The following is a 23,161-nucleotide window of genomic DNA, read 5'->3' on the forward strand; positions in this document are numbered from 1 at the left end:
CGAAAGGCTTAAAGGTAACCAGTTGAAGCCCCCTAGAGTGAGTGCCATGGACGAAAAAACCCTCAGGAAGGGGGAGCGCTATTACAGGGCCGGAAAGGTTCTCTGGGTAGTCAAACATGGGGACAAACTCTTCTCCAAGGTTCTGGGCACTTACCCCTACTACGTGGAGCTGAACCTGCAGACCGGCGAAAACCGCTGTACCTGCCCACTTGGAGGAGACTGCAAGCACGTGGCCGCGGTCATGAAGGCTCATGAGAACGGATTTTATTTTGAAGCCCTGCCGGAGATGAGTGAGAGGTTCGAACTTTATCCGGAGTCCCTTGCCATGGAGTTCTTGGCCGAGGTTCCGGAGCTGGCGCTCGACGTTACCCTCAAGGAGCTCCGCTTTGCCCTCAGCACGGACGAGAGCGGGAGCGAGGTTGCCAGGCTCTTCAGGAGGGCTTTGAAGCTCGTGGGGATGACCGGCAAAATAGAAGTCGTTCACGTCCTCGAAGAAACCATTGCGGAATACAGGCACGTCTTCAGCGACTACGAGCTTTCGGCGAAGCTTGAGGATGAGCTCAGGGAGCTTGAGGCGACAATCCAAAAACCCTTATAAATCCTCCTAACACCAAATAGGAACTTAGAGGGTGAGAAAATGAAGGCGATATACCGCGAGATGTGCCCGAACTGCCTCGGCAGGATTTCCGATGAAAGGCTGTACGTTAAGAATCCGTGCAGTGATTGCCTTGATAAAACCGCTCACGCTGACTCTTATTTTGACCTCATCACGGCGGTTAGAAATGCCCTCCAGCTTAGGGGCACCCTCAAGGAGTGGGAGAGGATATACGGCCTTGAGAGGGGCCTTAGGGAAGTCGAGGCCTTCTTTGAGAAGGCCACAGGTTTTACCTTCTGGAGCGCGCAGAGAACCTGGGTCAAGAGACTCCTTAAGGGGAGGAGCTTCTCAATCATAGCTCCGACCGGAATGGGCAAGAGCACCTTTGGGGCGTTCATGGCCGTGTGGCACGCCACTAAAGGGAAGAAAAGCTACATAGTCGTCCCGACAACGCCGCTGGTGGTCCAGACAGTCAAAAAGCTCCAGGCGATAGCCGAGAGGGCCGGCGTTGAGATAAACCTCGCCTACTACCACGGCAACCTCCGCAAGAAGGAGAAGGAGGAGATGCTGGCCAAGATTCAAAATGGGGACTACGATATCCTGGTTACCAGTGCCCAGTGGCTTGCCAGGAAGTTTGATGATGTTCTGAAGGGCAGACGCTTTGACTTTATCTTCGTCGACGATGTTGACGCTTTTCTAAAGGCCAGCAAGAACATAGACCGCTCCCTTCTCCTCCTCGGCTTTAGCGGGGAGATAATAGAGAAGGCGTGGGAGATAATCCGCCTGAAAAAGCAGATGTCGAAGTACCTGAACGGCCGCGCCCAGGACAGGGAGGAGAGGCTTAAGGAGCTGAACGCTCAGATAGCGGAGCTCCAGAGAGAGATCGAGGAGTTCAAGGCCAAAAACGGCGTCGGGATAATGATAATCGCCTCGGCCACCGGTTCAGCCCGGGGCGACAGGATAAAGCTCTACCGCGAGCTGCTCGGCTTCGAGGTCGGCAGCGGGAGGAGCGCCCTCAGGAACGTCGTTGACAGCTATCTTAAGCCTACGAAAGACGTCAAGGAGCACGTCGGGGAGCTCCTTAGGAGGCTCGGGAAGGGCGGTATAATCTTCACGCCTATTGACCAGGGCTTGGGCTACGCCGAGGAGCTGGTGAACTACCTCCGCGAGAGGGGGTTCAGGGTCGAGCTCGTCAGCTCGAAGAACAAAAAGGCCATAGAGAGGTTTGAAAACGGTGAGGCCGATTATCTGGTCGGCTCCGCCACATACTACGGCTCCCTCGTCCGCGGTCTTGACATGCCCCACCTCATCCGCTACGCGGTCTTTACCGGCGTTCCCAAGTTCCGCTTTTCAATAGACCTTGAGAGGCCGACCATCTACCGTGCCCTGGGCCTGCTCAGTGAGATAATGGAGTTCCTGAGCGATGAGGACAGAAAGCAGGCCGAAAAGCTCCACGCAAGGCTCAGGAGGCTTATACGAAACATACCTCAGTTCGAGCTCCTTAAGATTGAGGAGGCCCTCGCCGAGGGGCTGCCGATAGAAAACGGCTTCCACAACCACGTCCTTGGTGTTTTCCGCGAGCTGGTTGAGTTCCTGAGGAATGCTTTGAAGAACGAGGAGGTTCTTCGGAAACTTGCTGAGGATCCGTTCATCAGCCTGAAGGAAGAAGGGGGCAGGTGGTACATCGAGATTCCCGACGTCAGGACGTACATCCAGGCCACGGGAAGGACGAGCAGGCTGTTCGCCGGAGGAATCACCAGGGGACTGAGCGTGCTCATAGTGGACAACGAGAAGGTCTTCAATGGCCTGGTCAGGCAGATGCGCTGGCGCTTCACGGAGTTCAAGATGGTGCCCTTCGAGGAGCTCGACATCGACGAGGTTCTGAGGCAGATAGACGAGGACAGGGAGAAGGTTCGCCTTGTCATGGAGGGGAAGATAAGCGCCAAGGTCAAGGACCTCGTTAAGTCGGCCCTCATGATAGTGGAGAGCCCGAACAAGGCCAGAACAATAGCCAGCTTCTTCGGCCAGCCGAGCAAGACGAGGATAGGTGACCTGGTCGCCTACGAGGTGAGCATAGGAAATATGATGCTGACGATTTTAGCGAGCGGCGGGCACATGTTCGACCTTGTTACCAACGAGGGCTACCACGGCGTTCTTGTTGATGAGAAAGACGGCATGCTGAGGTTCATACCGGTATACGACACCATAAAGCGCTGCCGTGACTGTGGCCATCAGTTCGTGGACTGGGAGGAGAAAGGCGTCTGTCCTCGCTGCGGCTCGACCAACGTCCGTGACGCACTCCAGAACGTCAAGGCGATGCGCGAGCTGGCTCAGGAGGTCGACGAGATACTCATAGCGACGGATCCCGATACGGAGGGTGAGAAGATAGCATGGGACATAAGGAACGTCCTCAGTCCGTACACGCCGAACATCAAACGTATAGAGTTCCACGAGGTCACGAGGCCGGCCATAATGCGTGCCATTGAGGAAGCCAGGGACGTGAACGAGGGCCGCGTCAATGCTCAGCTCGTCAGGCGCATAGAGGACAGGTGGATAGGCTTCGAGCTGAGCCAGGAACTCCAGCGTGTCTTTGAAAACCGCAACCTCTCCGCCGGCAGGGTTCAGACGCCGGTTCTGGGCTGGGTGATTGAGCGTTACAAGGAGTTCACAGAGAGCGAGACCTACTTCCTCGGTTTAACCCTTGAGAACGGCCTCCAGCTCACGGTAGAAGTCGGAAAGGATGGTAAAAACGTTGAACCTCCTGAATACGTCACTGTCGAGGACGTCCAGCTTGAAGAGCGCGAGCTGAACCCGATGCCCCCCTACACCACCGATGCCATGCTGAAGGACGCTTCAACCTTCCTCAAGCTGTCCGCGCCGGAAACGATGAGGCTGGCGCAGGATCTGTTTGAGGCCGGATTGTGCGTTACTCCCGACACAATAGTGAGCTTGGCTGATGGAAGGCTGATGAGAATAGACGAGGCCGTTAGAAATGGGGAAAGCGACCTGCTGGCGGTGAATGGGCTGAGGGCCAAGAACGCCAAGGCGACAAGGTTCTGGGAGATAGACTGGAACGGGCTGCTCAAGGTTGTGAGACTTAAGAACGGGCACGAGATAAGGGCAACGCCAGACCACGGGCTTCTCGTAATCCGCGACGGAAAGCTTGGCTGGGTTTCAGCAAAGAACGTAAAGCCCGGCGATTATGTGGCCTTCGCTTACAACACGGGGCACGGAGGAAGGAAGGAATACAGTCTTCTTGAGATGCTTATCAAACTGGGAATAACCGACGTGATGGTGGAGCTTGATGAAGAGTACTTCGACTCAAAAATCGCACCTCTAATTAAAGAAAGGATAACGACCAGCACAAAGTACAAATACCTCCGCAACCGCGTGGTTCCGCTCAAAAAGCTTCTTGAATGGGGCGTCAAAGACTTTGAGCCCCACGTTGTTTCCCTCTACCGCCAGAGGGCCGGAAGCAAGAGAATCCCCAACTTTAAGCTAGATGAGAACTTCTGGTATACGTTCGGTTTAGTGCTTGGTGATGGAACACTGAGGGATAGCAAAGTTCTAATCTCTCAGACACCGCTCAAGCAGGTTAAGGTCATCCTTGAGGAGACGTTCCCGTTCCTTCACGTGTTTGAGACAACGAACCAGGTTGGGTTTTCCAACTCAATCCTGACGGAGCTATTCAGACGCCTCGGTGCTCGCTCGGGTGAACTTCACCCAATAGTTTTCACGATCCCTGAAAAGATGCTCAACGCGATGATTGCTGGCTACTTTGACACGGACGGGACGTTCTCCCTCCTCCATGACAAGAGGGGAGTCAATTTCAGAGCGATTTTAACTTCAAAACGCGAAGACGTTCTCAAGAAACTCAGCGTTTATCTTTATCAGATTGGCATTCTCAACTATCTCAAGCTGGATAAGAAAACGGGCGTCTGGGACCTCATAATTAGCAACCGCAGTCTTGGAGCTTTCAGGGAAAAAATCTACCTGTATCTCAGAATTAGACGGAGACAGTTTGAAGAAGCTTATCAGGCATACCGGGGGACGAGGAAGCCCCTCGAATCTGACCTGATTCCGGTTGGGGAGCTCATCAAGGAGCTGACGTTTCCGAAGGGTGCAAAGACCAAACTCCTCAGAGAGGAAGGAATAGACGTCTGGAACTGGCTGAAGAAGCCTCTCTCCGTTCCGAGGGATAAGCTCGTTAAGGTTCTTGAGTATGCCGCAGATACGGAGGTTAAGGACTACCTCCTCTCCCTCGCTGAGGCCAACGTGACGTGGGTTGAGGTTGTTGACGTTGCCGAAGAGCATTACACCGGAAAGCTCTATGACTTTACGACCATGACAGAAAACTTCATTGCAAACGGTGTGGTGTCCCATAACTGTACTTATCACCGCACCGACTCCACCCACGTTAGCAACACGGGAATAGAGATCGCTAAGGAGTACATCACACAGGAACTCGGTGAGGAGTACTTTAAACCGCGCCCCTGGGGCGAGGAGGGAACGCACGAGGCCATAAGGCCGACCAGGCCGATAGACACCGGCAGGCTGATGCAGCTCGTCCGCGACGGGGTAATTCAGCTCCCCAAAAACCTCACCCGGAACCACTACAGGCTCTACGACATGATATTCAGGCGCTTCATGACTAGCCAGATGAAGGCCGCCAGGATACTCCACGAGAAAGCCGTTATTAATGCGGGCATTGGAAAGACGGAGATAGAGGGCTATGTTGAGGTAATTGAGGACGGCTGGACAAGGCTTCGCTCTCCACCGTTCAGACAGCTCCCGAGGCTTGAGAAGGGGACGAAGCTGAAGGTCGTCGAGTCCAAGAAGTGGAAGGCACCGAAGGTTTCTCTCTACACCCAGGGAGACATAATCGCCCTGATGAAGGAGCGCAAGATAGGAAGACCTTCAACCTACGCAAAAATAGTTGAAACCCTGATAAGGCGCTACTACGTCATTGAGACCCGCGGGAGGAAGAAGCTCGTGCCCACTGAGCAAGGCATCAAGGTCTACCACTATCTCATAAGTAAATATAAAGAACTGGTCAGTGAGGAGAAGACCCGGGAGCTTGAGGAGATGATGGACAGGATTGAGGAGAATAAGATTGACTATCAGAAGGTTCTCAGGGATCTCTACGAGGAGATACGGAAGTACCTTGCTTGAGGTTCACTTTTCATACCATTTTCCCCAGCTGGGTGCTGACTTTTAATTATGTTGGTTTGTGGGGCTGAGGAATACTTAATTTGTTGAAAATTTATCAATAATATTACAATCAGTTCCATTCAGATATCATTTGCTTTCCGTGTGGGGCCTTAATGCGCCCTATAAATTTTGCTTCCCAGTAAAACCAAAAATTTTAAAATCTATTCAGTAGTAATGCCTTTGTATATCCATGCAACGGCAATAATATCCAGAGAAGTCATCTTTAAGTAATCTTCAGAACATAACCAGCGACACTAACAATCTGTGGAAAAAATTTATATGGGATGAACTCCAAACAAAAAATAGAAAATCTGGTGGTGGTAAGAATGGTTAAGGACAGAATGGTTGAGCTCCTTCAGGAGCACTTTGAGTTGAACCTCTACGAAGCAAGGGCGTACGTGGCTCTGGTGGGCTTCGGCGTCCTCACTCCGGCAGAGCTGGCAAGCGTTTCCGAAGTTCCCGCGCCGAGAACCTACGACGTCCTCAGGAGCCTGGAAAAGAAGGGCTTCGCCATCAGCCAGCCGGGCAAGGTCAACAAGTACAGGCCCGTCCACCCGCAGAACATCCTTGAGAAGTTCATCGAGGAGTGGCAGGAGCGCGTCGCTGAGGAGCTTGAGGCCAAGAAGAAGGCCAAAGAGGAGCTCCTTGAGCTCATGAGCCCGCTCATCGAGACAGAGATTCCGAAGTACGGTGTCGAGAAGGTCTGGGTCGTCAGGGGCATAAGGAACGCCACCCTCAAGACCAAGGAGATGTTCGAGGAGGTCAAGGAGCAGATCCTCCTTGCCGACGACGGCTACATTGCCATCAACCTCGAAGGCGACATCATAAAGGCCATCGACAACGGCGCCAAGGCCAAGATAATCGTCACCGAGAACGTCTACCACAGGCTCAGCGCTTCCAAGATACTTGACTACTACAAGGCCGGCAAGCTTGAGCTCAAGGTCATAGACAAGCTTGAGCTCCCAATGCTCATCTGCGACGACGAGGTCTTCTTCGCCCTTGAGGACATGGCGGCAAGGTACTTCAACTACGAGACCCAGATATGGATCAAGGACTTCCGCGTTAAGGCGCTCTTTGAGGGCAAGTTCAACGAGTACTGGGAGAAGGCCAAGAAGGCCTGATCTCCTTTTCTTTCCTTTCGCTTAATCGTTCGGTGTTTCTTCGATGCATGGAGAAAAGAAAGGATTCAGACGTACTTGAACTCTTCCTCGGCCTCGCTGGTTTCTTTAATCTTCCAGAAAAGCTTCCCTTCCTTCTGGTAGCTCTCGACCTTTCCCTGCTCGACGAAGCGGAGAAGGTAGCGCCGTACCTCCATCGCCGGGAGCTTCGTGGCCTCAACTATCTCCTCGATGGTCTTGGGACCATCCTCCAGAGCCTTAAAAACCCTGACGTTCTTCATCCTCCCCCCTCCAGTTTCCGGTATTTTTCCAACAGTTCTATTATCTTCTCCATTGCCCTTAAGTGTTTCTCAAGCTCGTCTATCTCATCCGGGAGGGAGTTTGCCAGTTCGTTCAGCTTCTCCAGGAGGCGCTCCTCAACGCCCCTCATCTCGGCCTGCCTCTGTTTCTTCCTGTGCTCGCATATCGGACAGAAAACCCTGCCGTCCTTCTCGAAGAGAGGTGAGCCGCACCTGGGGCAGTGCTTGTCAAGCATCTTCGCCCCGGAGAGCATGAGGGGCATGAGGACGGTTCTCATCTCCTCCTCTGTTGGGCCCTTCAAGTGAATCACCCCGTCAGGAGCTGAAACACCTCGACAAAGGCCTTCTTTCCTAACCGCGAGCGGCGGATTTTGTCAGAGACCTCGGCTATATCAAAGGCTATTATCCTGAAGTTCTTTTTTATGCCCTCAAGAATCTCAAGGAGCTCGTCGAGTGTGAGCTCGCCGTGCTGGAAGCGGGCTATCCGGTATTCGGGGCGGAGAACGTCAAGGTCAACGGTCAGGTATATCTCATCCCCCAGATACTTCTTCGCCTCTGCGATTATCTCGTCCAGGGGGCTGGTCTGGAGGTTGGGGTAGGCCCTCCATTTTCCCCTGACTTTCCTGCTCCTCAGCAGGGCGGGGAATATCTTAACCCTCCTCGTCCAGAGCTGGGTTCTCTCGGTGGTCGGTATCATGAGAACCGGTGCGAGAACTGCGGCCCGGTTTATCTTGCGCTCCTCCAGGGCGTAGGCCAGCCACGAGCCATGATCGAGGTAGTCATGCATTAAATCTGTGTGGGCATCGACGCTCAGCAGGGAGGCCGGCCGGAGCTTTTCTATTATCCCATAAGTCGCGAGGTGTTCCCCAACTATGTAGGCGCTGTCCAGGGGTATGCGCTCTGCCAAAAGCTCAACCCGGCTGGACTCGACTATCATGTAGTCTTCAAGAAGCTTGTTCCTCTTGAGGAGCTGCAGAACGTAGAGAACACCGTCCCTGTTGGGTTTCTCGCCGAAGGGGATGAACGTTACCATTGATTCCACCCACCGAGAATTGCCCCTTCACTTTTTAAACCTTGGTAGAAATGCTTGACATGATTTTGTTAAATTTTGACGCCAAAGTTTAAAAAGTAGCCCCCTAAGATTAAAACGAAAACTCCTTGGAGGCGAGGAGATGATACTTCAGGTCGCTCTTGACTTGACTGACATTGAGGGGGCCATTTCTATCGCTGAGAAGGCCGCCCGCGGCGGCGCCCACTGGCTGGAGGTTGGAACACCGCTCATCAAGAAGGAGGGCATGCGCGCGGTTGAGCTTCTCAAGAGACGCTTCCCAGACAGGAAGATCGTTGCCGACCTCAAGACCATGGACACCGGAGCTCTGGAGGTCGAAATGGCGGCAAGACACGGCGCCGATGTCGTTTCTATCCTCGGTGTCGCCGATGACAAGACGATAAAGGACGCCGTTGAGGTTGCACGGCGCTATGGAATCAGGGTCATGGTCGATCTGATCGGCGTTAAGGACAAGGTCAAAAGGGCCAAAGAGCTTGAAAAGATGGGCGTTCACTATATCCTCGTCCACACGGGCATAGACGAACAGGTTCAGGGTAAGAGCCCGCTGGAAGACCTCGAAAAGGTCGTCAAAGCCGTCAGCGTTCCCGTTGCCGTCGCTGGTGGACTGAACCTTGAGACAATCCCGAAGGTCATCGAGCTGGGCGCCACCATTATCATAGTCGGCGGTGCCATAACCAAGGCTGACGACCCCGAAGAAGTCACCCGGAAGATAATAGACCTCTTCTGGGGAGAGTACATGATGACGATAAGGAAGGCCATGACCGACATAGTCGACCACATAGGCAGTGTCGCGGAGAAGCTCAAGATAGAGCAGGTCAGGGGCTTCGTCGATGCCATGATCGGAGCGAACAAGATATTCATCTACGGCGCCGGAAGGAGCGGCCTCGTCGGTAAGGCCTTTGCGATGCGCCTCATGCACCTCGACTTCAACGTTTACGTCGTCGGCGAGACGATAACGCCGGCCTTTGAGCCCGGAGACCTGCTCATAGCCATCAGCGGTTCCGGTGAGACCAACAGCATCGTTGATGCGGCTGGGATAGCCCGCAAACAGGGTGGCAAAGTCGTTGCGATAACCTCCTATGCCAGCTCAACCCTTGGAAAGCTCGCCGATGTCGTCGTTGAGATACCTGGGAGGGCCAAGACGGACATACCCACGGACTACATAGCCAGACAGATGCTAACCAAATACAAGTGGATAGCGCCGATGGGAACACTCTTCGAGGACTCCACGATGATATTCCTGGACGGCATCATAGCACTCTTGATGGCCACCTTCCAGAAGACCGAAAAGGATATGAAGCGGAAGCACGCGACCCTAGAGTAAGGGGTCGCCATGGTGTCTTTTACCCACCTTTTTGTTGGAATAGGGAACACGGGGGCACGGATAGTCAACAGCATAACGGCCGACGGTGCGGTCAAGGTAACGGTAAACCCTGCTTATTACCTCCTCCCCCGTTCAAGTGAGTATGAGGAGCGCCTTAGGGGCTTCTTTTCAAGGATACCCGAAAACACATTCCTCTGGCTAGTCTTCGATGATAAGGACATAAACCACGAGCTCAGGGAAATAATAGTCGACAGCACCCCCAAGGACACGATAAAGCTCGCATACGTTCTGACACCCCGGAAAGAACTCGTCGTCGGGAAGAGGCCCTCCTGGGCCGACGACTTTGAGACGGTGTTCTATGATTCCCTCTGGGACTTCTTCGCGGACGAGAACGTCTCCCTGTCAACGGCGTTTCAGGAGGCATCGAAAAACATCGCCGCCATGTTTTCCAGGCTCTACTACTACCTTGAGACCCAGATGCTCGTCAACATAGACTACGCCGACCTGTTCAACATGATCCGCGGCGGCAACGTCGGGATCCTGCGCCTCCTACGGGAGGTTGACTTTGGGTGGCACTGGGGCATATGGGATAGGGGGCTTATAGGCATACTCGTCGGGAAGGAGTTCCCCCTAAGGGACGCCCACGGGATACTGGCCAGCTTCCAGGAAATACTGGCGGACAAGGACGTTATCTGGGGCGTCGTGATGGACGAGAACCTCACCAGAGAGGTCGAGATACTGGCGCTCCTGGTCAAGAGGTGGTAAAATGAAAGCGGTTCTCTTCGATATAGACGGGACGATACTAACGGAAATGCCGCTTATCCAGCTCTTCCTTCCGCAGGTTTATGACAAGCTCTCCAAGAAGTTTGGAATCAGCAGGGACGAGGCCAGGACACAGTTTCTGAGCGAAATCTTTGGGAGGAAGGACACCTACGACTGGCATGACTGGAACTTTTTCTTTAAACTCTTTGACCTCGACCTGAGGTATGAGGAACTGCTGAGGGCCTATCCCCACAGGCTCCATGTTTATCCCGACACCCTACCGACCCTAAAATGGCTCAGGGAGGCCGGGTACAAGTTAGGTATCGTAACGAGCGGCCCTGAATACCAGCGGCTGAAGCTCAGGCTCGTTGGACTGCTGGACTACTTTGACGTTGTCGTTACCCGGGACGACGTTAACGCCATAAAGCCCGAGCCCAGGATATTCCTCTATGCCGTTGAGAGCCTCGGCGTCGAGCCCTCCGAAGCAGTCATGGTGGGAGATTCTCTCAGCCAGGATGTCTACGGCGCCAAAAATGTCGGGATGACCGCCGTGTGGATAAACCGGGAGGGTGAAAAGGGATACAACATGGCCGATTACGAGATTAGAACCCTTCATGAGCTGAGAAAGGTACTGGGGGGTTGGGAATGAGGGGAATATTCGACATGGAGGGCGTATTTGTGAAGTATAGAGAGGAAACGGTCGAACTTGAAAACGGCCATGAGCTGACCCACAGGAGCGAAGAGCCCACCGAGCTGTGGTGGAAGCTCAAGGAGGCGATAAAGGGCAAAAGGGTTAGAATAGTGGTCTATGAGGTCGAGTAAGCATGATCGCTCATGTTGTAAACACCGACGTTGGGGACCGGGGGGTTCTCCGGGTATACTTGGACTACCGCAGGGAGAACCCCAATTTTTTACATAATTCTGCAAGAATGTTTTTGGACAATTATGGAAGGGTTTTAATCATAACCGGCTTTCCCATACCTCCCACGATGCGCGCTGAGACCGACGGCCCGCCGGGAACGATTGCCATAGCGAAGGCTGTGGAGGCTCTTGGGGGGCGGGCGGAAATACTAACGTACCCCGAGGTGAGAGAAGCCCTTGAACCGTTCCGCCTCAGCTTTACGAACAGGCCAGAGATAGAGGACTACTCCCTCCTTATAGCGCTGGAGACTCCGGGGAGGGCCAGGGATGGGAAGTGCTACTCCATGAGCGGCCTTGAGATAACCAGGGAGGCTTTCGACTGGGCAGTCTTGAAGGCAAAGGAGCTTGGGATACCAACGATAGGAATAGGCGACGGCGGCAACGAGGCAGGGATGGGGAATATCCACGGCCTCGTTGTTAGGCACATCCCCCATGGAGAGAAGATAGCGAGCGTCGTTGAGACGGATGAGCTGATCCTCTCGGCCGTTTCCAACTGGGGGGCCTACGGCCTCGTCGCCCAGGCATCCATAGAACTCGGCCGGAAACTCCTTCCCGACTGGGACGAGAGGACGATAGTTCGGATTATCTCAAAGCTCGGGCTCATAGATGGCGTCTCAAAAGCCCAAACACCGACGGTCGATGGAATAAGCCTCGACGTCCACGAGGGAATCGTTGAACTTTTAAACGCATTGGTTGATGAAGCGCTAAGGTGATAGAATGAGGCTGGATAAATTCATAGCCGATGGAAATAGCCTCAGGCTAATAGAAAGGACCCGCGAATACGCCAGGCACTTCTTTGAGAGGGAAGGAACGCACGGCTTCAGTCACGTTGAGAGGGTCTTCAACCTCTGCATGCACATTGGAAAGGAGGAAGGCGCGGATCTTGAAGTCCTCGCCCTGGCTGCTCTCCTCCACGACGTTGCCAGGCCTCTTGAAAGTGCCGGAAGGGTGGAAGACCACGCCCTTGAAGGGGCGCGGATAGCGAGGCAGTACCTCAGGAGTCTTGGCTACGGGGAGGATAAAATCGAGGCGGTTGCCCACGCCATAGAGGCCCACCGCTTTTCCCGTGGTCCCGAGCCAAAGACACTTGAGGCAAAGATACTCAGCGACGCCGACAAGCTTGACGCCATAGGTGCGATAGGTGTTGCGAGGGTCTTCATGTACTCGGGCGAGCACGGCAGGGACATTGAGGCCTCTCTGAGGCACTTTGAGGAAAAGATACTGAGGCTCAAAGACCTGATGTACACCGAAACCGCCAGAAGGATCGCCGAGGAAAGGCACGCCTTTACCGTCCAATTCATCGAGCGCATAAGGCGTGAAATAGAGGGCGAAATCTGAACTTCCTCCCGTCCTTTCCCCCATAATAAGGTTTTTAAATGACTTTCAGAATTAAGGGTTAGCCCTTTAAGTTCATTCTTCAGGCAAGGGAGGTGAGGAGATGAAGGCGCCAATCTGTGAGGTGTGTTTGAAGACCGACGACATTCTGTGCCCGGCCGACGAGAAAAAACTCCAGGAGGGTGTTATATCTGAGCTGGATGTTAAGGTCGCGAGACTCCTGTACCAGCTTATCGGTGACGCTGATGTGGAGTTTAAGAGGGCCGTCGAGGCCGGTGACCTGATAGTCATCATGGTCGGACAAGGCGACGTCCCGATAACAATCGGGAAGGGCGGTAAGAACATAAAGGCCCTCATGAGGGAGCTTGGGAAGAGGATACGCGTCATTGAGGCTGTTGAGGTCAAGGGGACCGACGACCTCAAGAAGCTCGCTACCGACCTCCTCTATCCTGCCGGAGTCTTTGGCGTCAACATCGTCTACAAGCCCGGCGGTGGGACTTACTACAAAGTCCTCGTGCTCAGCAGGGACAGAAGGAAGCTCCCGGAGAGGGGGGATGTGCTTGAGAGCATACTCTCCCAAATAGCAGGGGAAGAGGTCAGGATAAACTTTATTTAAACTTCCTTTTCTTTCTCACCGTTATTAACCGGAGGTAGATGGTATGTACCGGACACACTACTCAAGCCAGATTACTGAAGAGCTGAACGGCCAGAAGGTTAAGGTCGCCGGATGGGTCTGGGAGATCAAGGACCTGGGTGGGATAAAGTTCCTCTGGATAAGGGACAGGGAGGGCATAGTTCAGGTCACCGCCCCCAAGAAGAAGGTCGATCCCGAGCTGTTCAGGCTAATACCCAAGCTGAACGCTGAGGACGTTATAGCCGTTGAAGGAATCGTGAACTTTACCCCGAAGGCGAAGCTGGGCTTTGAAATCCTTCCGGAGCGGCTTGAAGTGCTCAGCAGGGCGGAGAGCCCGCTCCCGCTCGACCCAACGGGGAAGGTCAAGGCGGAGCTCGACACGAGGCTCGACAACAGGTTTATGGACGTCAGAAGGCCGGAAGTAATGGCGATTTTCAAGATACGCTCCACCGTCTTTAAGGCCGTCAGGGATTTCTTCCACGGCGAGGGCTTCGTTGAGGTTCACACCCCGAAGATAATCGCAACCGCCACCGAGGGCGGAACCGAACTCTTCCCGATGAAATACTTTGAGAAAGATGCCTTCCTCGCCCAGAGCCCGCAGCTCTACAAGCAGATAATGATGGCTACAGGCCTGGACAGGGTCTACGAGATAGCGCCGATATTCCGCGCCGAGGAGCACAACACCACCAGGCACCTCAACGAGGCATGGAGCATAGATGCAGAGATGGCGTTCATAGAAAACGAGGAGGAGGTAATGAGTCTCCTTGAAAGGCTCGTCGCCCATGCCATCGAATACGTCCGCGAGCACAACGCGAAGGAGCTTGAGGCTCTTGGATTTGAACTTGAGGAGCCGAGGCTGCCCTTCCCGCGCGTTACCTATGAGAGGGCCCTTGAGATACTCGCCGACCTCGGCAAAACTATAGAGTGGGGCGAGGACATAGATACCGAGGGGGAAAAGCTCCTCGGAAAGTACATGCTCGAAAATGAAAACGCGCCCCTCTATTTCATATACCAGTATCCCAGCGAGGCAAAGCCGTTCTACATAATGAAATATGATGACAGGCCGGAAATCAGCCGCTCCTTCGACCTTGAATACAGGGGAATAGAGATAACCTCCGGCGGCCAGAGGGAGCACAGGGTTGATGTCCTCATCGAGCAGATCAGGGAGAAGGGACTCAACCCAGAGAGCTTTGAGTTCTACCTCAAGGCCTTCCGCTACGGAATGCCCCCACACGGCGGCTTCGGTCTCGGTGCGGAGAGGCTGATAAAGCAGATGCTCGACATCAACAACATCAGGGAAGTCATCCTGTTCCCAAGGGACAGGAGAAGACTAACACCGTAACATCTTTATATCACCTTTTCCTTTTGGTGATTAGTTAACTACTCTTTGGAGGCTGGAGATATGAAAAAGGTAGCCGCTTTAATCCTGCTGGGCCTGATGATTTTCTCCCTGACACCCATGGTGCATCTAGTAAAATCCGCAAGCGTGCCAGAATCCGCCAGCATATCCGGTGTTTCCCTCGGTCTTGGCGATAAGGCAGTTCTGGGCCCATTTGAGGTCCAGTTTGCCGACGTTAATCCGAACTGGAGCAAGATCTATCTTCAGGTTGACGGTCCCCAGGGACCTCTGAGGTACGTCGTCAGTCAGGACGGATACCTCCTCTACCCGTCGAGCGCGAACGTTTACCTCAATGTGAGCCTGGTGTGGATTAGGTATGATACCAAGTCTATACTTCTGGAGCTTAAGTCTCCGCTCCAGAAAGTTCTTTCAGGCAAAAACCTGATAGTCGGGGATGAAATCACCCTGCCCGAAGGATTCCCGCAGATAAAAATAAAGCTGACCGCGGTTTCCGGTGACACGGCGTCCTTTAAGGTTACCATGCCCTACGGGGACGTGTACACGCTCACCATAGACAAGGGCTCTGCAGGTAGCGTGAGGTACAAGCTCGATTCAACGCATTCCTATGCAAACTACCTCTCCATAGAGGTCACGAACACCGTTAACAACGGGGCAACGATAAACGTCTACGTTCCAAAAATCGCGTCCACGAACTTCCAGATCGTCAAGGAAGGCGGTGAGGTCAACCCTCCGGAGCAGGTTGAGACGGTTCTCCTCTACAACGACCTCCTCTACGTTAACGAGAAGCTACCCGTTACTGTTGATAACACCACGTACTACGTCAAGCTCGTCTCGACAATACCGGACGTCGTTAAGGTCGAGGTTCTCAGGGGAAGCAACAGCCTCGGTACGATGCTCCTTGAGGTGGGCGACGAGCCGAAGAACGTTCCAAACGCCCCCTTAAAGCTCTCGGTTCAGAAGGTTGAGCCCGACTACAAGAGGGCCATCATCAGGGTTTACGGCCCTGCCGGTGCACAGGTGACCCCGATTCTCAGGCAGGCCAACGTTATCGCCAAAATCGACGCCCTCCCGAAAGCGATGCTCCTTGGGGACAACCTCGTGGTCACGATAAACGTCCAGAACCTTGGAAGGGGTGACGCCTACGATGTGAGCGTTGCCGCGCCGATACCCAACGACTTTGAGCTCGTGAGCATGACCAAGACCTGGACCCTCAAGACATTCCCGGCCTTCACCAGCATGCCGGCGCTTATCTATGTCCTCAAGCCAACCAAGGTCGGCGAGTTTGAGATTGGAAAGGCCATCGTTACCTTCTACGATGACAAGAGCCTTGAGACAGGGAAGAAGAGGACGATATACTCCCCGATTCTCGGCGGCATTAAGGTCTACAACATACCGGCCATAGAGGTTACCGCCCAGGCTTACAACGGCACCTGGGGCAACTATGTGGGTGCAAAGGTCGGCGATACCGTTAAGCTCAAGTTCACTCTCTCCGCCGGCGATGGGAACCCCAACTATGAGTTTGTAACGAACGCCACGCTTCTCCTAGACCTTCCGGCCAGCCTCGATGGGCCCTCTTCGGTCAGGATAGGAACCGTCAAGGCCGGGGAAACCAAGACGGTTCAGATAGACCTGACCGTGCTCAGGGAGAACCTCACCAACATAGGGGCGACGCTCGTCTACCTCGACCCGCTCGGAAACGAGCACAGGCTTGAGCTCGGCAATCTCATTACTATCAACAGCATCCCACCCAAGGTCATCGTGGAGGAGGTCAAGGTCTGGCCAACTCCTGAGGAGCTTCCAGCTTACATCAACCAGACGCTCGCCAAGATGAGCGATCCAACTCCCCTCGCGGAGGAGCTCAAAGGTATAGCAGAGGCGTACAGCCCGACCGGCAACCCGTGGAAGCCGCTCGCGATACTCTTCATCATAGTGGCCTTCGTGCTCGCCGGGGTCACCTACAAGTACTGGGACGAGTCCGAGAAGCTCAGGGAGAAGCTGGAGAGAAAGAAGAGCAGGCGCCCAGGAGGACTTCCCAAAAAGGGCGGGGAAGAGGAGAATGAAAGCACGGAGATAGTCGAACTCTGACCCCTTTCCTTAAATTTATAAGTTCCTTTTCTCACTCCCTCCGGGATGGAAGATGTTCAGGTACAAGCAGGTCATAGTCTCGCGGAAGGATCTCAAGCTCAGCAAGGGCAAGTTTGCCGTCCAGGTGGCCCACGGGGCCGTTACCGCCGCTCTCAAGGCCCAGAAGGAGAAGCCCGAGTGGTTCAAGGCCTGGTTCCACGAGGGGCAGAAGAAGGTAGTCGTCAAGGCCGAAAACGAGAGGGAGCTCTTTGAGCTGAAGGCTCACGCTGAAAAGCTCGGCATTCCAACGGCGCTCATCAGAGATGCCGGCTTAACCGAGATTCCGCCGGGGACGATAACGGTTCTGGCGATTGGTCCGGCCCCAGAGGAGCTCGTTGACAAAGTTACCGGACACCTGAAGCTGGTGTGAGCGGAAGTCTTTTAATCATTTAGCCGTTTTAATCTTCGGTGAGAGCGTGAGGCTGAAGAAGCTCACTGTTAGAAACTTCAAGAGTCTCAGGGACTGCGAAGTAGAACTGGATAAGTTCAACGTTATCATTGGTCCCAACGCCTCGGGCAAGACAAATCTTGTGGAGGTCTTCAAGCTTCTTAGGAAAATCTATGTTGAAAAAGACACAAATCCATTCCTTGAATGGTGGGGTTACAACAACGTTGTCTGGGCCGGGAAAGAGGAACTGCCGATAACTGTGGGAATGCTATTTGACGTTGAGGGCTACGATGTTTACTTTGAGACGACTTTTACGGGAACAGGAGGAAGTTTTGGGATTTTGAAGGAGGTTATTGAGGTTTCTGGTTACGTAAGGATCGAGAAGGAGGGCCATCTTCTAAAGGTTGTTCATGATAAAGAGTGGCTAAAAATGGCTTTTTCGGGTTTAGAGTACCCTACGATTTCAGAGTTCTCAGATTTAAATCTAGGAATCATACGAGAAAAGTTACCAAAAGACTTGGAAGATGCATCCTTATTCGAAATTCTTATGGATTATACTTCTATGCGACCGGTTCTTTTAGGAGATATCGCCAATTGGAAGTCAATAAAAAGTGCATACACGACTATTGAAATTCCCAAGGGAGATAAGTTTTTTGTTGAAATTCCGGTCATGTGGCCGAGAACTAAAATTTTACAGTCAGGAGATAATGAATTTGTTGGGATACCTGTATATATGGAACTGGGCATAGAGGATCTTTATGGGCTTGAATTTTTAAAGAAACAATTAATACTAAGGCAAATTTTTATTAGGGCTCTCAAAACACCCCAATATCCCCGCAAAGAAACAATCCTCAACGAAGATGCCTCCAACCTTGTCCCCCTTCTCTACAACATCTGGCTCCGTGAGGGTAGATTACCCGAGGGGATAACTGGTCCATTATCCATAGCGTTTCCCAATACGAGAGTTTTCTTCCAGCTTACTGAAGACGGCAGGGTCATGATGAAGGTCTTTGAGAACAACCTTGAGCTCGCTCCCCCGAGCATCTCGGACGGATTTTACAAAGTCCTCGCGATACTAACTGCGGCCTATTTAAAGCCTCCTCTCCTAATAATCGACGAAATAGAGAATTCCCTCCATCCTGAAACCCTTGAGCTTATCATCGACACACTCAAGGAAAGCGAGAGCCAGGTTATTATTACGACCCACTCCCCGGTTGTCGTTGATATCGTTGAGCCTTCTGACCTTGTGCTCGTCGATAAGGAGAATGGTGAGACTGTCTTCAAAAGAATAAAAGATCCCGAAAAAATCAAAGAGTTCCTTAATGAGAGGGGCATCACCCTCAGTGAGGGATGGCTTTACGGTTCACTCTTTGAGAACAAAGAGCAGTGATGGGCATGGCAAAAGAGATAGTCATCATTACTGAGGACACCTACGGGGGAGAGTTCTTCAAACGTCTCTTGGGCAGATTGAACCATGAGGGGCTTGCTAACATCAAACTCAAGAAGCTTTCTGGAAGAAGGAATCCGATTCATGCTCCTTATCTCTGCAATCATAAGTTAACCAAAATTATCAAGGCTGCTGAGAGTGCTTTCCCTGAATTCATACTTATTGTTTACGATGGGGATGATCCTGCAAATTATGGGTCACGTAAACGGGACATTGCGAAACATATCCCTAAAAAAACGGAGGTTCCGGTTAAGATTTTCCTCTTTGAGTACGAGATTGAAGAATGGATATGCAAAAGCCTCGGCTACAGTTGGAGTACCAAACCTTCCGATGAACTGAAAAAGAGAGAGCGTTACACCAAATCCAATCTTCCAAAGTATGCTGACAAGCTCGACTTTGAGAAGCTCAAACGGAATTGCAAATCCTTTCGCGAATTTTTGGAGATTTTAGGTGATTGAGATGGACTACCGCGAGTTCTTCTCCCAGTTCGTGTACTTGAGTGAGAGAACAGGTATTGGAGGAAGGATAAAGGTTCATCCCGATGATTTCCTGGTAATTGAAGAGCCCCTCCCCTCGATTTTCGAGGGGAAGAGGCATGCGATATTCCTCCTCAAAAAGCGAAACTGGGATACGATGAGCGCCGTCAAGGAGATAGCCAAGCGGGCCGGGATTAGCTACAGGGACATAGGCTTCGCCGGGACGAAGGACAGGCACGCGGTGACCTACCAGTATATCAGCGTGCCGGCCGGAGCGAGGGAGGCGGTTGAGAACGTCCAGATAAGGGACATAGAGCTGAGGTTCGTTTCCTACGGTAGGTTTATCAAACTCGGCCACCTCCGTGGAAACAGGTTCAGGATAATCGTGAGAGACGTTGACGAAAATGCATTCGAACAGAGCAGGGAGATAATCCGAGAGCTGCGCGGTAAAGGCGGCTTCCCCAACTACTTTGGCTACCAGCGTTTCGGGGAGAGACGTGTCACGAACCACCTGATCGGAAAGCTCCTCCTGCAGGGGGACTTCGAGGGTGCCGCGAGGCTGTTCCTCGGAGCGCACGAGGGGGGTATGGAAGGGGACGAGGCCAGGAGACACTTCTGGGAGACTGGTGATGTTGAGAAAGCTCTGGAGGAATTTCCGAACTTCCTGCGCTATGAGAGAACCATGCTCCACCGCTACAAAGAGACCGGGAGCTGGAAGAGGGCTTTTCTAAGCCTTCCACTTCCCATAATGCGTATCTTCATCCACGCCTACCAGAGCTACCTCTTCAACCTCTACATCTCCCTGAGGATTGAAAGAGGTATTCCCCTGAACGAGGCCCTCGTCGGCGATATCGTCGTCCAGGTGAAGGGAGGAATCCCCTACCGCGACAGAACGTACCGCGTCACCGGGACTAATATAGGCTTTGTAAACGAGAAGATACGGCGCGGCGAGGCCGCTGTGAGTGGCCCCCTCTTTGGCTTCGCCATGAGGCGCGCTAAAGGGCTTCCCGGAAGGCTGGAGGAGGAGATACTTGAGGCGGAAGGGATATCCCTCGAGGTCTTCAGAAAGCTTCCAAAACCGATGGTTGAGCCCGGCGGCAGGAGGGAGCTTTTGATTAGGCCCCTCGGCCTGACCTACGGCTACATCCCCGGCACTGGCATGTGCTTCCGGTTCTTCCTTCCGAAAGGAACCTACGCGACCACAGTTTTAAGGGAGATAATGAAGGACCACTGATTGCCATAAATATGTTAAAAAAGCTTTTTATTCGCCTGCGCTCTACCTTTTTGCTGGCACTCCAGTGGTGAGGAATTATGAGGATAAAGGCGATTTCCCTTGACATAGATGGTACCATCACCTACCCAGACAGGCGACTCCATGAAGATGCCCTTAGGGCGATAAGGCTCGCCGAGAGCCTGGGCGTTCCCGTCATGCTTGTCACAGGCAACTCCGTCCCCTTTGCGGAGGCAATGGCAATAATGATAGGCACCAGCGGGCCGGTTGTGGCTGAGGACGGGGGGGCCCTGTCCATAAAGGACGGGCGGCTGAGGAAGAGGGTTTATCTGACGAAGATGGACGAGGAGTGGATCCTCTGGAGCGAGGTGAAGAGGCGCTATCCAAAAGCCGTTATGAGCTTTTCGATGCCTGAGCGGAGGGCGGGCCTCGTGATTCTGCGAACAATTCCAGTCGAGGCCGTGAGGGGCATAATAGAAGAACTTGGTCTCAACCTCGTCGCCGTTGATTCCGGCTTCGCGATACACGTCAAGAAGCCCTGGATAAACAAGGGGACGGGGATAGAGAAAGCCTGCGAGGTGCTCGGGATAGAGCCCGGGGAGGTTGCCCACATAGGTGACGGCGAGAACGACCTCGATGCCTTCCGGGTCGTCGGCTACCGCGTCGCCGTTGGTCAGGCCCCGGAGAGCCTGAAAAGGGAAGCCGACTACGTGACGAAAAAGACCTACGGGGCCGGTGGAGCCGAGGGAATTCTTCACGTGCTGAAGAAGTCCGGCTATCTCGGTGAGGAGGATGCGGATCCGCTTGGCGACCCTTGATGACGTTGGGGGAATAGTTGCACTCCACACTGCCAACGAGAGGCTCAGCGGCAACCTCTACGAACGCTACACCCGAGGCGGTCCCTGGATGAGCGTCGAGACCTGCGCGATCCATCTGAACAACCTCCTCCTTGATGACCAGCTCGTGGCCGTTGCCGAGCTAAAAGGTATTATAGTTGGCGAGGTCGAGGTTCTGTTCTCCGAGGAGCCCGTTGGTGGAAGGCTCAGGAAAATAGGGCACGTGGACGTTATCGAGGTTCACCCCGACTACAGGGGCAGGGGAATCGGAAGGCTTCTGATGGAGTTCGTTGGGGAGGTCGCTAAGGAGCGGAAGGTCGAGATGCTGACCGTCCAGCCGGATGAGGATGCGGAGGGATTCTACAGAAAGCTCGGCTTTGACGCTGAGCTTTTCACGGGGACAACCGTATGGGTTCCGGCGAGGGGCAGAGGAACCGTGGAGCCTTCGGCGTTCGGCTGGGAGGACGTTAAAAACCTTGAACTGGTTGCTGGCCGATTTCAGAGCTCCTACAGCATGTTCTTCTCGGCCTTTAAGGACAACATCGCCGGGATTCACTATACGATCGAATCCGGCAGGAGCGGCGGCTCGTACTATGCCCTCAAGAGTCTCCCCGGGAGGGAGGGCGCTGCACTCCTTCTCTGGGGCAGGATTTGGGACTTGAAGGCTGTTCTCGGCAGGGCAAAGGTCCTCGGGTTCGAGCGGGTCCTGACACTCCTGCCGGGCGACGTTGAGAGCTTCGGCGCTGAAAAGGTGGGAAAAATTAAGATCCTCGCGAAGGAACTCACCTGAGGAACTCCATGGCAAGGGCGACTTCTATCGCCGTGCCGAGGTGGAGAACCTCTTCATCAACGTCGAACTTGGGGTGGTGGTGCGGGTAGATTATCCCCTTTTCCTCGTTGTATATCCCAAGCGTCAGGAACGCTCCGGGGACTTTCTGGAGGTAGAAGGCGAAGTCCTCGGCGCCCATAGTCGGCTCGACATCGCTGTGCCTCAGCCCGTACTTTTCGGCAACGTTTCTGGCAAAAGCCGCCATGCCCTTATCGTTAACGGTCGGCGGGACGAGCTCCTCTATCGACAGCTCGTAGGAAGCCCCGTGTGCCATGGTGACACCTTCGAATATCTCCTTCATACGCCTCTGAATCAGCTCGCCTATCTCGTGCTTGAAGAATCTTACCGTTCCCTTCATCTGGACTCCCTCTGGAATCACGTTGAAGGCCGTCCCAGCCTGTACAGCAGTGACGCTTACAACGCCAGTCTCAATTGGAGGTACGTTTCTGCTCGCTATGGTCTGGAGTGCGAGTATTGCTTCCGCCGCTATGGGAATTGGATCAACGGTCTGGTGTGGCGATGCCCCGTGGCCGCCCTTACCGATTATCCGTGCCTTGAATATGCCCGCACCGGCCATGAACGGGCCTTCCCTTATCCCTATCACCCCGCTGGGCATGTCGATCCACACGTGGAGGCCGAACACTGCATCCACTCCTTCAAGTGCACCGCCCTCTATCATCTTCACCGCTCCGTTGCCGCCCTCCTCGGCCGGCTGGAAGATTAGCCTCACCCTGCCGTTGAGCTCATCGATATGCTCGGCTATTATCTTCGCCGCCCCGAGGAGCATGGCCGTGTGGGCATCGTGTCCGCAGGCGTGCATCTTTCCGGGAATCCTGGATTTATAGGGAACGTCATTCTCCTCCTGAACTGGCAGGGCGTCCATGTCGGCCCTTAGGGCTATCGTCTTCTTACCCTCGCCGATGTCCGCTATTATCCCGGTTCCGACACGTTTAATGGAGTATCCCCACTCGCGCAGGTGTTCTTCCACTATTCTTGAGGTTCTCTCCTCCTCGTACTTGAGCTCCGGGTGCATGTGGAAGTCCCTTCTCCAGGCTATTATCTCCCCCCTAATCTTCAGGGCTTCTTCGAGCGGGTTCATGGTCTCACCTGGACTTAAAATTGTAAAACCCCCATATTAACTTTTCGATGAGTGTCTTAATGAATGCCACGACTCTTAGGGACTCTCAGAAAACCACTCACTC

At 53.5% G+C, this 23,161-nt stretch carries 22 protein-coding genes; 18 read left to right on the top strand and 4 right to left on the bottom strand.

Translation table 11 applies throughout. The annotated features are described in order from the left end of the window. Window positions 1-46 precede the first annotated feature (46 nt). The 3 genes from A3L14_RS03825 to trmBL2 all read left to right on the top strand — a co-directional run bounded on the left by A3L14_RS03825 (window position 47) and on the right by trmBL2 (window position 6,927). Window positions 47-598, top strand: a complete 552-nt coding sequence (locus A3L14_RS03825; RefSeq protein ID WP_055428995.1) for an SWIM zinc finger family protein — start codon at window positions 47-49, stop codon at window positions 596-598. A gap of 39 nt (window positions 599-637) precedes the next feature. Continuing rightward, window positions 638-5,767, top strand: coding sequence for a reverse gyrase (rgy, locus tag A3L14_RS03830; RefSeq protein ID WP_074631395.1), 5,130 nt, complete (start codon window positions 638-640; stop codon window positions 5,765-5,767). Window positions 5,768-6,132: 365 nt separating this feature from the next. Next, complete coding sequence (gene trmBL2, locus A3L14_RS03835) at window positions 6,133-6,927, top strand: HTH-type transcriptional regulator TrmBL2 (RefSeq protein ID WP_055428994.1); 795 nt, start codon at window positions 6,133-6,135, stop codon at window positions 6,925-6,927. Between the two features lie 65 nt (window positions 6,928-6,992). On the opposite strand, the gene A3L14_RS03840 is transcribed toward trmBL2, so the two are convergent. Genes A3L14_RS03840 through A3L14_RS03850 form a run of 3 tightly spaced genes read right to left on the bottom strand, consistent with a single transcriptional unit; the run spans window position 6,993 to window position 8,256 of the window. After that, window positions 6,993-7,205, bottom strand: a complete 213-nt coding sequence (locus A3L14_RS03840; RefSeq protein ID WP_055428993.1) for a hypothetical protein — start codon at window positions 7,203-7,205, stop codon at window positions 6,993-6,995. After that, entirely contained in the window at window positions 7,202-7,525 is a 324-nt protein-coding gene (locus A3L14_RS03845) for an Sjogren's syndrome/scleroderma autoantigen 1 family protein (protein ID WP_074631393.1), read from the bottom strand. Before A3L14_RS03845 ends, A3L14_RS03840 begins: the two co-directional genes overlap by 4 nt. A 5-nt stretch (window positions 7,526-7,530) precedes the next feature. Then, window positions 7,531-8,256 carry an arginase family protein gene (locus A3L14_RS03850; RefSeq protein WP_055428992.1) on the bottom strand — a complete coding sequence of 242 codons (726 nt, stop codon included), beginning with the start codon at window positions 8,254-8,256 and terminating at the stop codon, window positions 7,531-7,533. A 139-nt stretch (window positions 8,257-8,395) separates the two neighbouring features. Between A3L14_RS03850 and hxlAB the strand changes: the two genes are divergently transcribed. From hxlAB to A3L14_RS03920, 15 genes are all read left to right on the top strand, one after another. Next, window positions 8,396-9,616: a bifunctional 3-hexulose-6-phosphate synthase/6-phospho-3-hexuloisomerase gene (gene hxlAB / locus A3L14_RS03855; RefSeq protein WP_055428991.1), complete on the top strand. Its 1,221-nt coding sequence runs from the start codon at window positions 8,396-8,398 to the stop codon at window positions 9,614-9,616. 9 nt (window positions 9,617-9,625) lie between these two features. After that, window positions 9,626-10,381, top strand: a complete 756-nt coding sequence (locus A3L14_RS03860) for a hypothetical protein (RefSeq protein ID WP_055428990.1) — start codon at window positions 9,626-9,628, stop codon at window positions 10,379-10,381. A 1-nt stretch (window position 10,382) separates the two neighbouring features. Further along, on the top strand, window positions 10,383-11,027 hold the full coding sequence (locus A3L14_RS03865) for a TIGR02253 family HAD-type hydrolase (protein WP_055428989.1): 645 nt from the start codon (window positions 10,383-10,385) through the stop codon (window positions 11,025-11,027). Then, window positions 11,024-11,200: a hypothetical protein gene (locus A3L14_RS11810; RefSeq protein WP_162840169.1), complete on the top strand. Its 177-nt coding sequence runs from the start codon at window positions 11,024-11,026 to the stop codon at window positions 11,198-11,200. The genes A3L14_RS03865 and A3L14_RS11810 overlap by 4 nt, the downstream gene beginning before the upstream one ends. 2 nt (window positions 11,201-11,202) lie before the next feature. After that, on the top strand, window positions 11,203-12,012 hold the full coding sequence (locus A3L14_RS03870; RefSeq protein WP_055428988.1) for a DUF4392 domain-containing protein: 810 nt from the start codon (window positions 11,203-11,205) through the stop codon (window positions 12,010-12,012). Between the two features lie 4 nt (window positions 12,013-12,016). Next, window positions 12,017-12,637 (top strand): HD domain-containing protein, encoded by a 621-nt coding sequence (locus A3L14_RS03875; RefSeq protein WP_055428987.1) that lies wholly within the window; start codon window positions 12,017-12,019, stop codon window positions 12,635-12,637. A gap of 100 nt (window positions 12,638-12,737) precedes the next feature. Further along, the gene (locus A3L14_RS03880; protein WP_055428986.1) at window positions 12,738-13,250 is read left to right on the top strand and encodes a KH domain-containing protein; all 513 of its coding nucleotides are present in this window, start codon (window positions 12,738-12,740) and stop codon (window positions 13,248-13,250) included. A gap of 43 nt (window positions 13,251-13,293) precedes the next feature. After that, window positions 13,294-14,610, top strand: coding sequence for an aspartate--tRNA(Asn) ligase (aspS, locus tag A3L14_RS03885; protein ID WP_055428985.1), 1,317 nt, complete (start codon window positions 13,294-13,296; stop codon window positions 14,608-14,610). Window positions 14,611-14,670: 60 nt separating this feature from the next. Next, a complete protein-coding gene (locus A3L14_RS03890) occupies window positions 14,671-16,713 on the top strand; it encodes a COG1361 family protein (protein ID WP_055428984.1) in 2,043 nt (680 codons plus the stop codon). Between the two features lie 52 nt (window positions 16,714-16,765). Continuing rightward, window positions 16,766-17,122 (top strand): peptidyl-tRNA hydrolase Pth2, encoded by a 357-nt coding sequence (gene pth2 / locus A3L14_RS03895; protein WP_055428983.1) that lies wholly within the window; start codon window positions 16,766-16,768, stop codon window positions 17,120-17,122. A gap of 46 nt (window positions 17,123-17,168) precedes the next feature. Then, on the top strand, window positions 17,169-18,530 hold the full coding sequence (locus tag A3L14_RS03900; RefSeq protein ID WP_055428982.1) for an AAA family ATPase: 1,362 nt from the start codon (window positions 17,169-17,171) through the stop codon (window positions 18,528-18,530). Continuing rightward, a complete protein-coding gene (locus A3L14_RS03905; RefSeq protein ID WP_143597808.1) occupies window positions 18,530-19,045 on the top strand; it encodes a hypothetical protein in 516 nt (171 codons plus the stop codon). The genes A3L14_RS03900 and A3L14_RS03905 overlap by 1 nt, the downstream gene beginning before the upstream one ends. A gap of 1 nt (window position 19,046) precedes the next feature. Beyond that, on the top strand, window positions 19,047-20,297 hold the full coding sequence (gene truD, locus A3L14_RS03910) for a tRNA pseudouridine(13) synthase TruD (RefSeq protein ID WP_055428980.1): 1,251 nt from the start codon (window positions 19,047-19,049) through the stop codon (window positions 20,295-20,297). A 77-nt stretch (window positions 20,298-20,374) separates the two neighbouring features. Further along, window positions 20,375-21,112, top strand: a complete 738-nt coding sequence (locus tag A3L14_RS03915) for a phosphoglycolate phosphatase (protein WP_055428979.1) — start codon at window positions 20,375-20,377, stop codon at window positions 21,110-21,112. Then, on the top strand, window positions 21,087-21,920 hold the full coding sequence (locus A3L14_RS03920; protein ID WP_055428978.1) for a GNAT family N-acetyltransferase: 834 nt from the start codon (window positions 21,087-21,089) through the stop codon (window positions 21,918-21,920). Before A3L14_RS03915 ends, A3L14_RS03920 begins: the two co-directional genes overlap by 26 nt. Here A3L14_RS03920 and A3L14_RS03925 read toward each other — a convergent pair. After that, window positions 21,913-23,058, bottom strand: a complete 1,146-nt coding sequence (locus tag A3L14_RS03925) for a M20 metallopeptidase family protein (RefSeq protein WP_055428977.1) — start codon at window positions 23,056-23,058, stop codon at window positions 21,913-21,915. The two genes, A3L14_RS03920 and A3L14_RS03925, sit on opposite strands and share 8 nt — an antisense overlap. Between the last annotated feature and the right edge of the window lie 103 nt (window positions 23,059-23,161).

This window comes from Thermococcus thioreducens, from assembly GCF_002214545.1.
Classification (GTDB): Archaea; Methanobacteriota_B; Thermococci; order Thermococcales; family Thermococcaceae; genus Thermococcus; species Thermococcus thioreducens.

What these genes read in the sequence shown, in the direction of transcription:
- A3L14_RS03865 (WP_055428989.1), top strand. Translation starts at nt 10,383, where the DNA reads ATGAAAGCGGTTCTCTTCGATATAGACGGGACGATACTAACGGAAATG.
- A3L14_RS03905 (WP_143597808.1), top strand. Translation starts at nt 18,530, where the DNA reads ATGGGCATGGCAAAAGAGATAGTCATCATTACTGAGGACACCTACGGG.
- A3L14_RS11810 (WP_162840169.1), top strand. Translation starts at nt 11,024, where the DNA reads ATGAGGGGAATATTCGACATGGAGGGCGTATTTGTGAAGTATAGAGAG.
- aspS (WP_055428985.1), top strand. Translation starts at nt 13,294, where the DNA reads ATGTACCGGACACACTACTCAAGCCAGATTACTGAAGAGCTGAACGGC.
- truD (WP_055428980.1), top strand. Translation starts at nt 19,047, where the DNA reads ATGGACTACCGCGAGTTCTTCTCCCAGTTCGTGTACTTGAGTGAGAGA.
- A3L14_RS03890 (WP_055428984.1), top strand. Translation starts at nt 14,671, where the DNA reads ATGAAAAAGGTAGCCGCTTTAATCCTGCTGGGCCTGATGATTTTCTCC.
- A3L14_RS03870 (WP_055428988.1), top strand. Translation starts at nt 11,203, where the DNA reads ATGATCGCTCATGTTGTAAACACCGACGTTGGGGACCGGGGGGTTCTC.
- A3L14_RS03880 (WP_055428986.1), top strand. Translation starts at nt 12,738, where the DNA reads ATGAAGGCGCCAATCTGTGAGGTGTGTTTGAAGACCGACGACATTCTG.
- A3L14_RS03840 (WP_055428993.1), bottom strand. Translation starts at nt 7,205, where the DNA reads ATGAAGAACGTCAGGGTTTTTAAGGCTCTGGAGGATGGTCCCAAGACC.
- A3L14_RS03925 (WP_055428977.1), bottom strand. Translation starts at nt 23,058, where the DNA reads ATGAACCCGCTCGAAGAAGCCCTGAAGATTAGGGGGGAGATAATAGCC.
- rgy (WP_074631395.1), top strand. Translation starts at nt 638, where the DNA reads ATGAAGGCGATATACCGCGAGATGTGCCCGAACTGCCTCGGCAGGATT.
- A3L14_RS03860 (WP_055428990.1), top strand. Translation starts at nt 9,626, where the DNA reads ATGGTGTCTTTTACCCACCTTTTTGTTGGAATAGGGAACACGGGGGCA.
- A3L14_RS03875 (WP_055428987.1), top strand. Translation starts at nt 12,017, where the DNA reads ATGAGGCTGGATAAATTCATAGCCGATGGAAATAGCCTCAGGCTAATA.
- A3L14_RS03915 (WP_055428979.1), top strand. Translation starts at nt 20,375, where the DNA reads ATGAGGATAAAGGCGATTTCCCTTGACATAGATGGTACCATCACCTAC.
- A3L14_RS03825 (WP_055428995.1), top strand. Translation starts at nt 47, where the DNA reads ATGGACGAAAAAACCCTCAGGAAGGGGGAGCGCTATTACAGGGCCGGA.
- A3L14_RS03850 (WP_055428992.1), bottom strand. Translation starts at nt 8,256, where the DNA reads ATGGTAACGTTCATCCCCTTCGGCGAGAAACCCAACAGGGACGGTGTT.
- A3L14_RS03920 (WP_055428978.1), top strand. Translation starts at nt 21,087, where the DNA reads ATGCGGATCCGCTTGGCGACCCTTGATGACGTTGGGGGAATAGTTGCA.
- hxlAB (WP_055428991.1), top strand. Translation starts at nt 8,396, where the DNA reads ATGATACTTCAGGTCGCTCTTGACTTGACTGACATTGAGGGGGCCATT.
- pth2 (WP_055428983.1), top strand. Translation starts at nt 16,766, where the DNA reads ATGTTCAGGTACAAGCAGGTCATAGTCTCGCGGAAGGATCTCAAGCTC.
- trmBL2 (WP_055428994.1), top strand. Translation starts at nt 6,133, where the DNA reads ATGGTTAAGGACAGAATGGTTGAGCTCCTTCAGGAGCACTTTGAGTTG.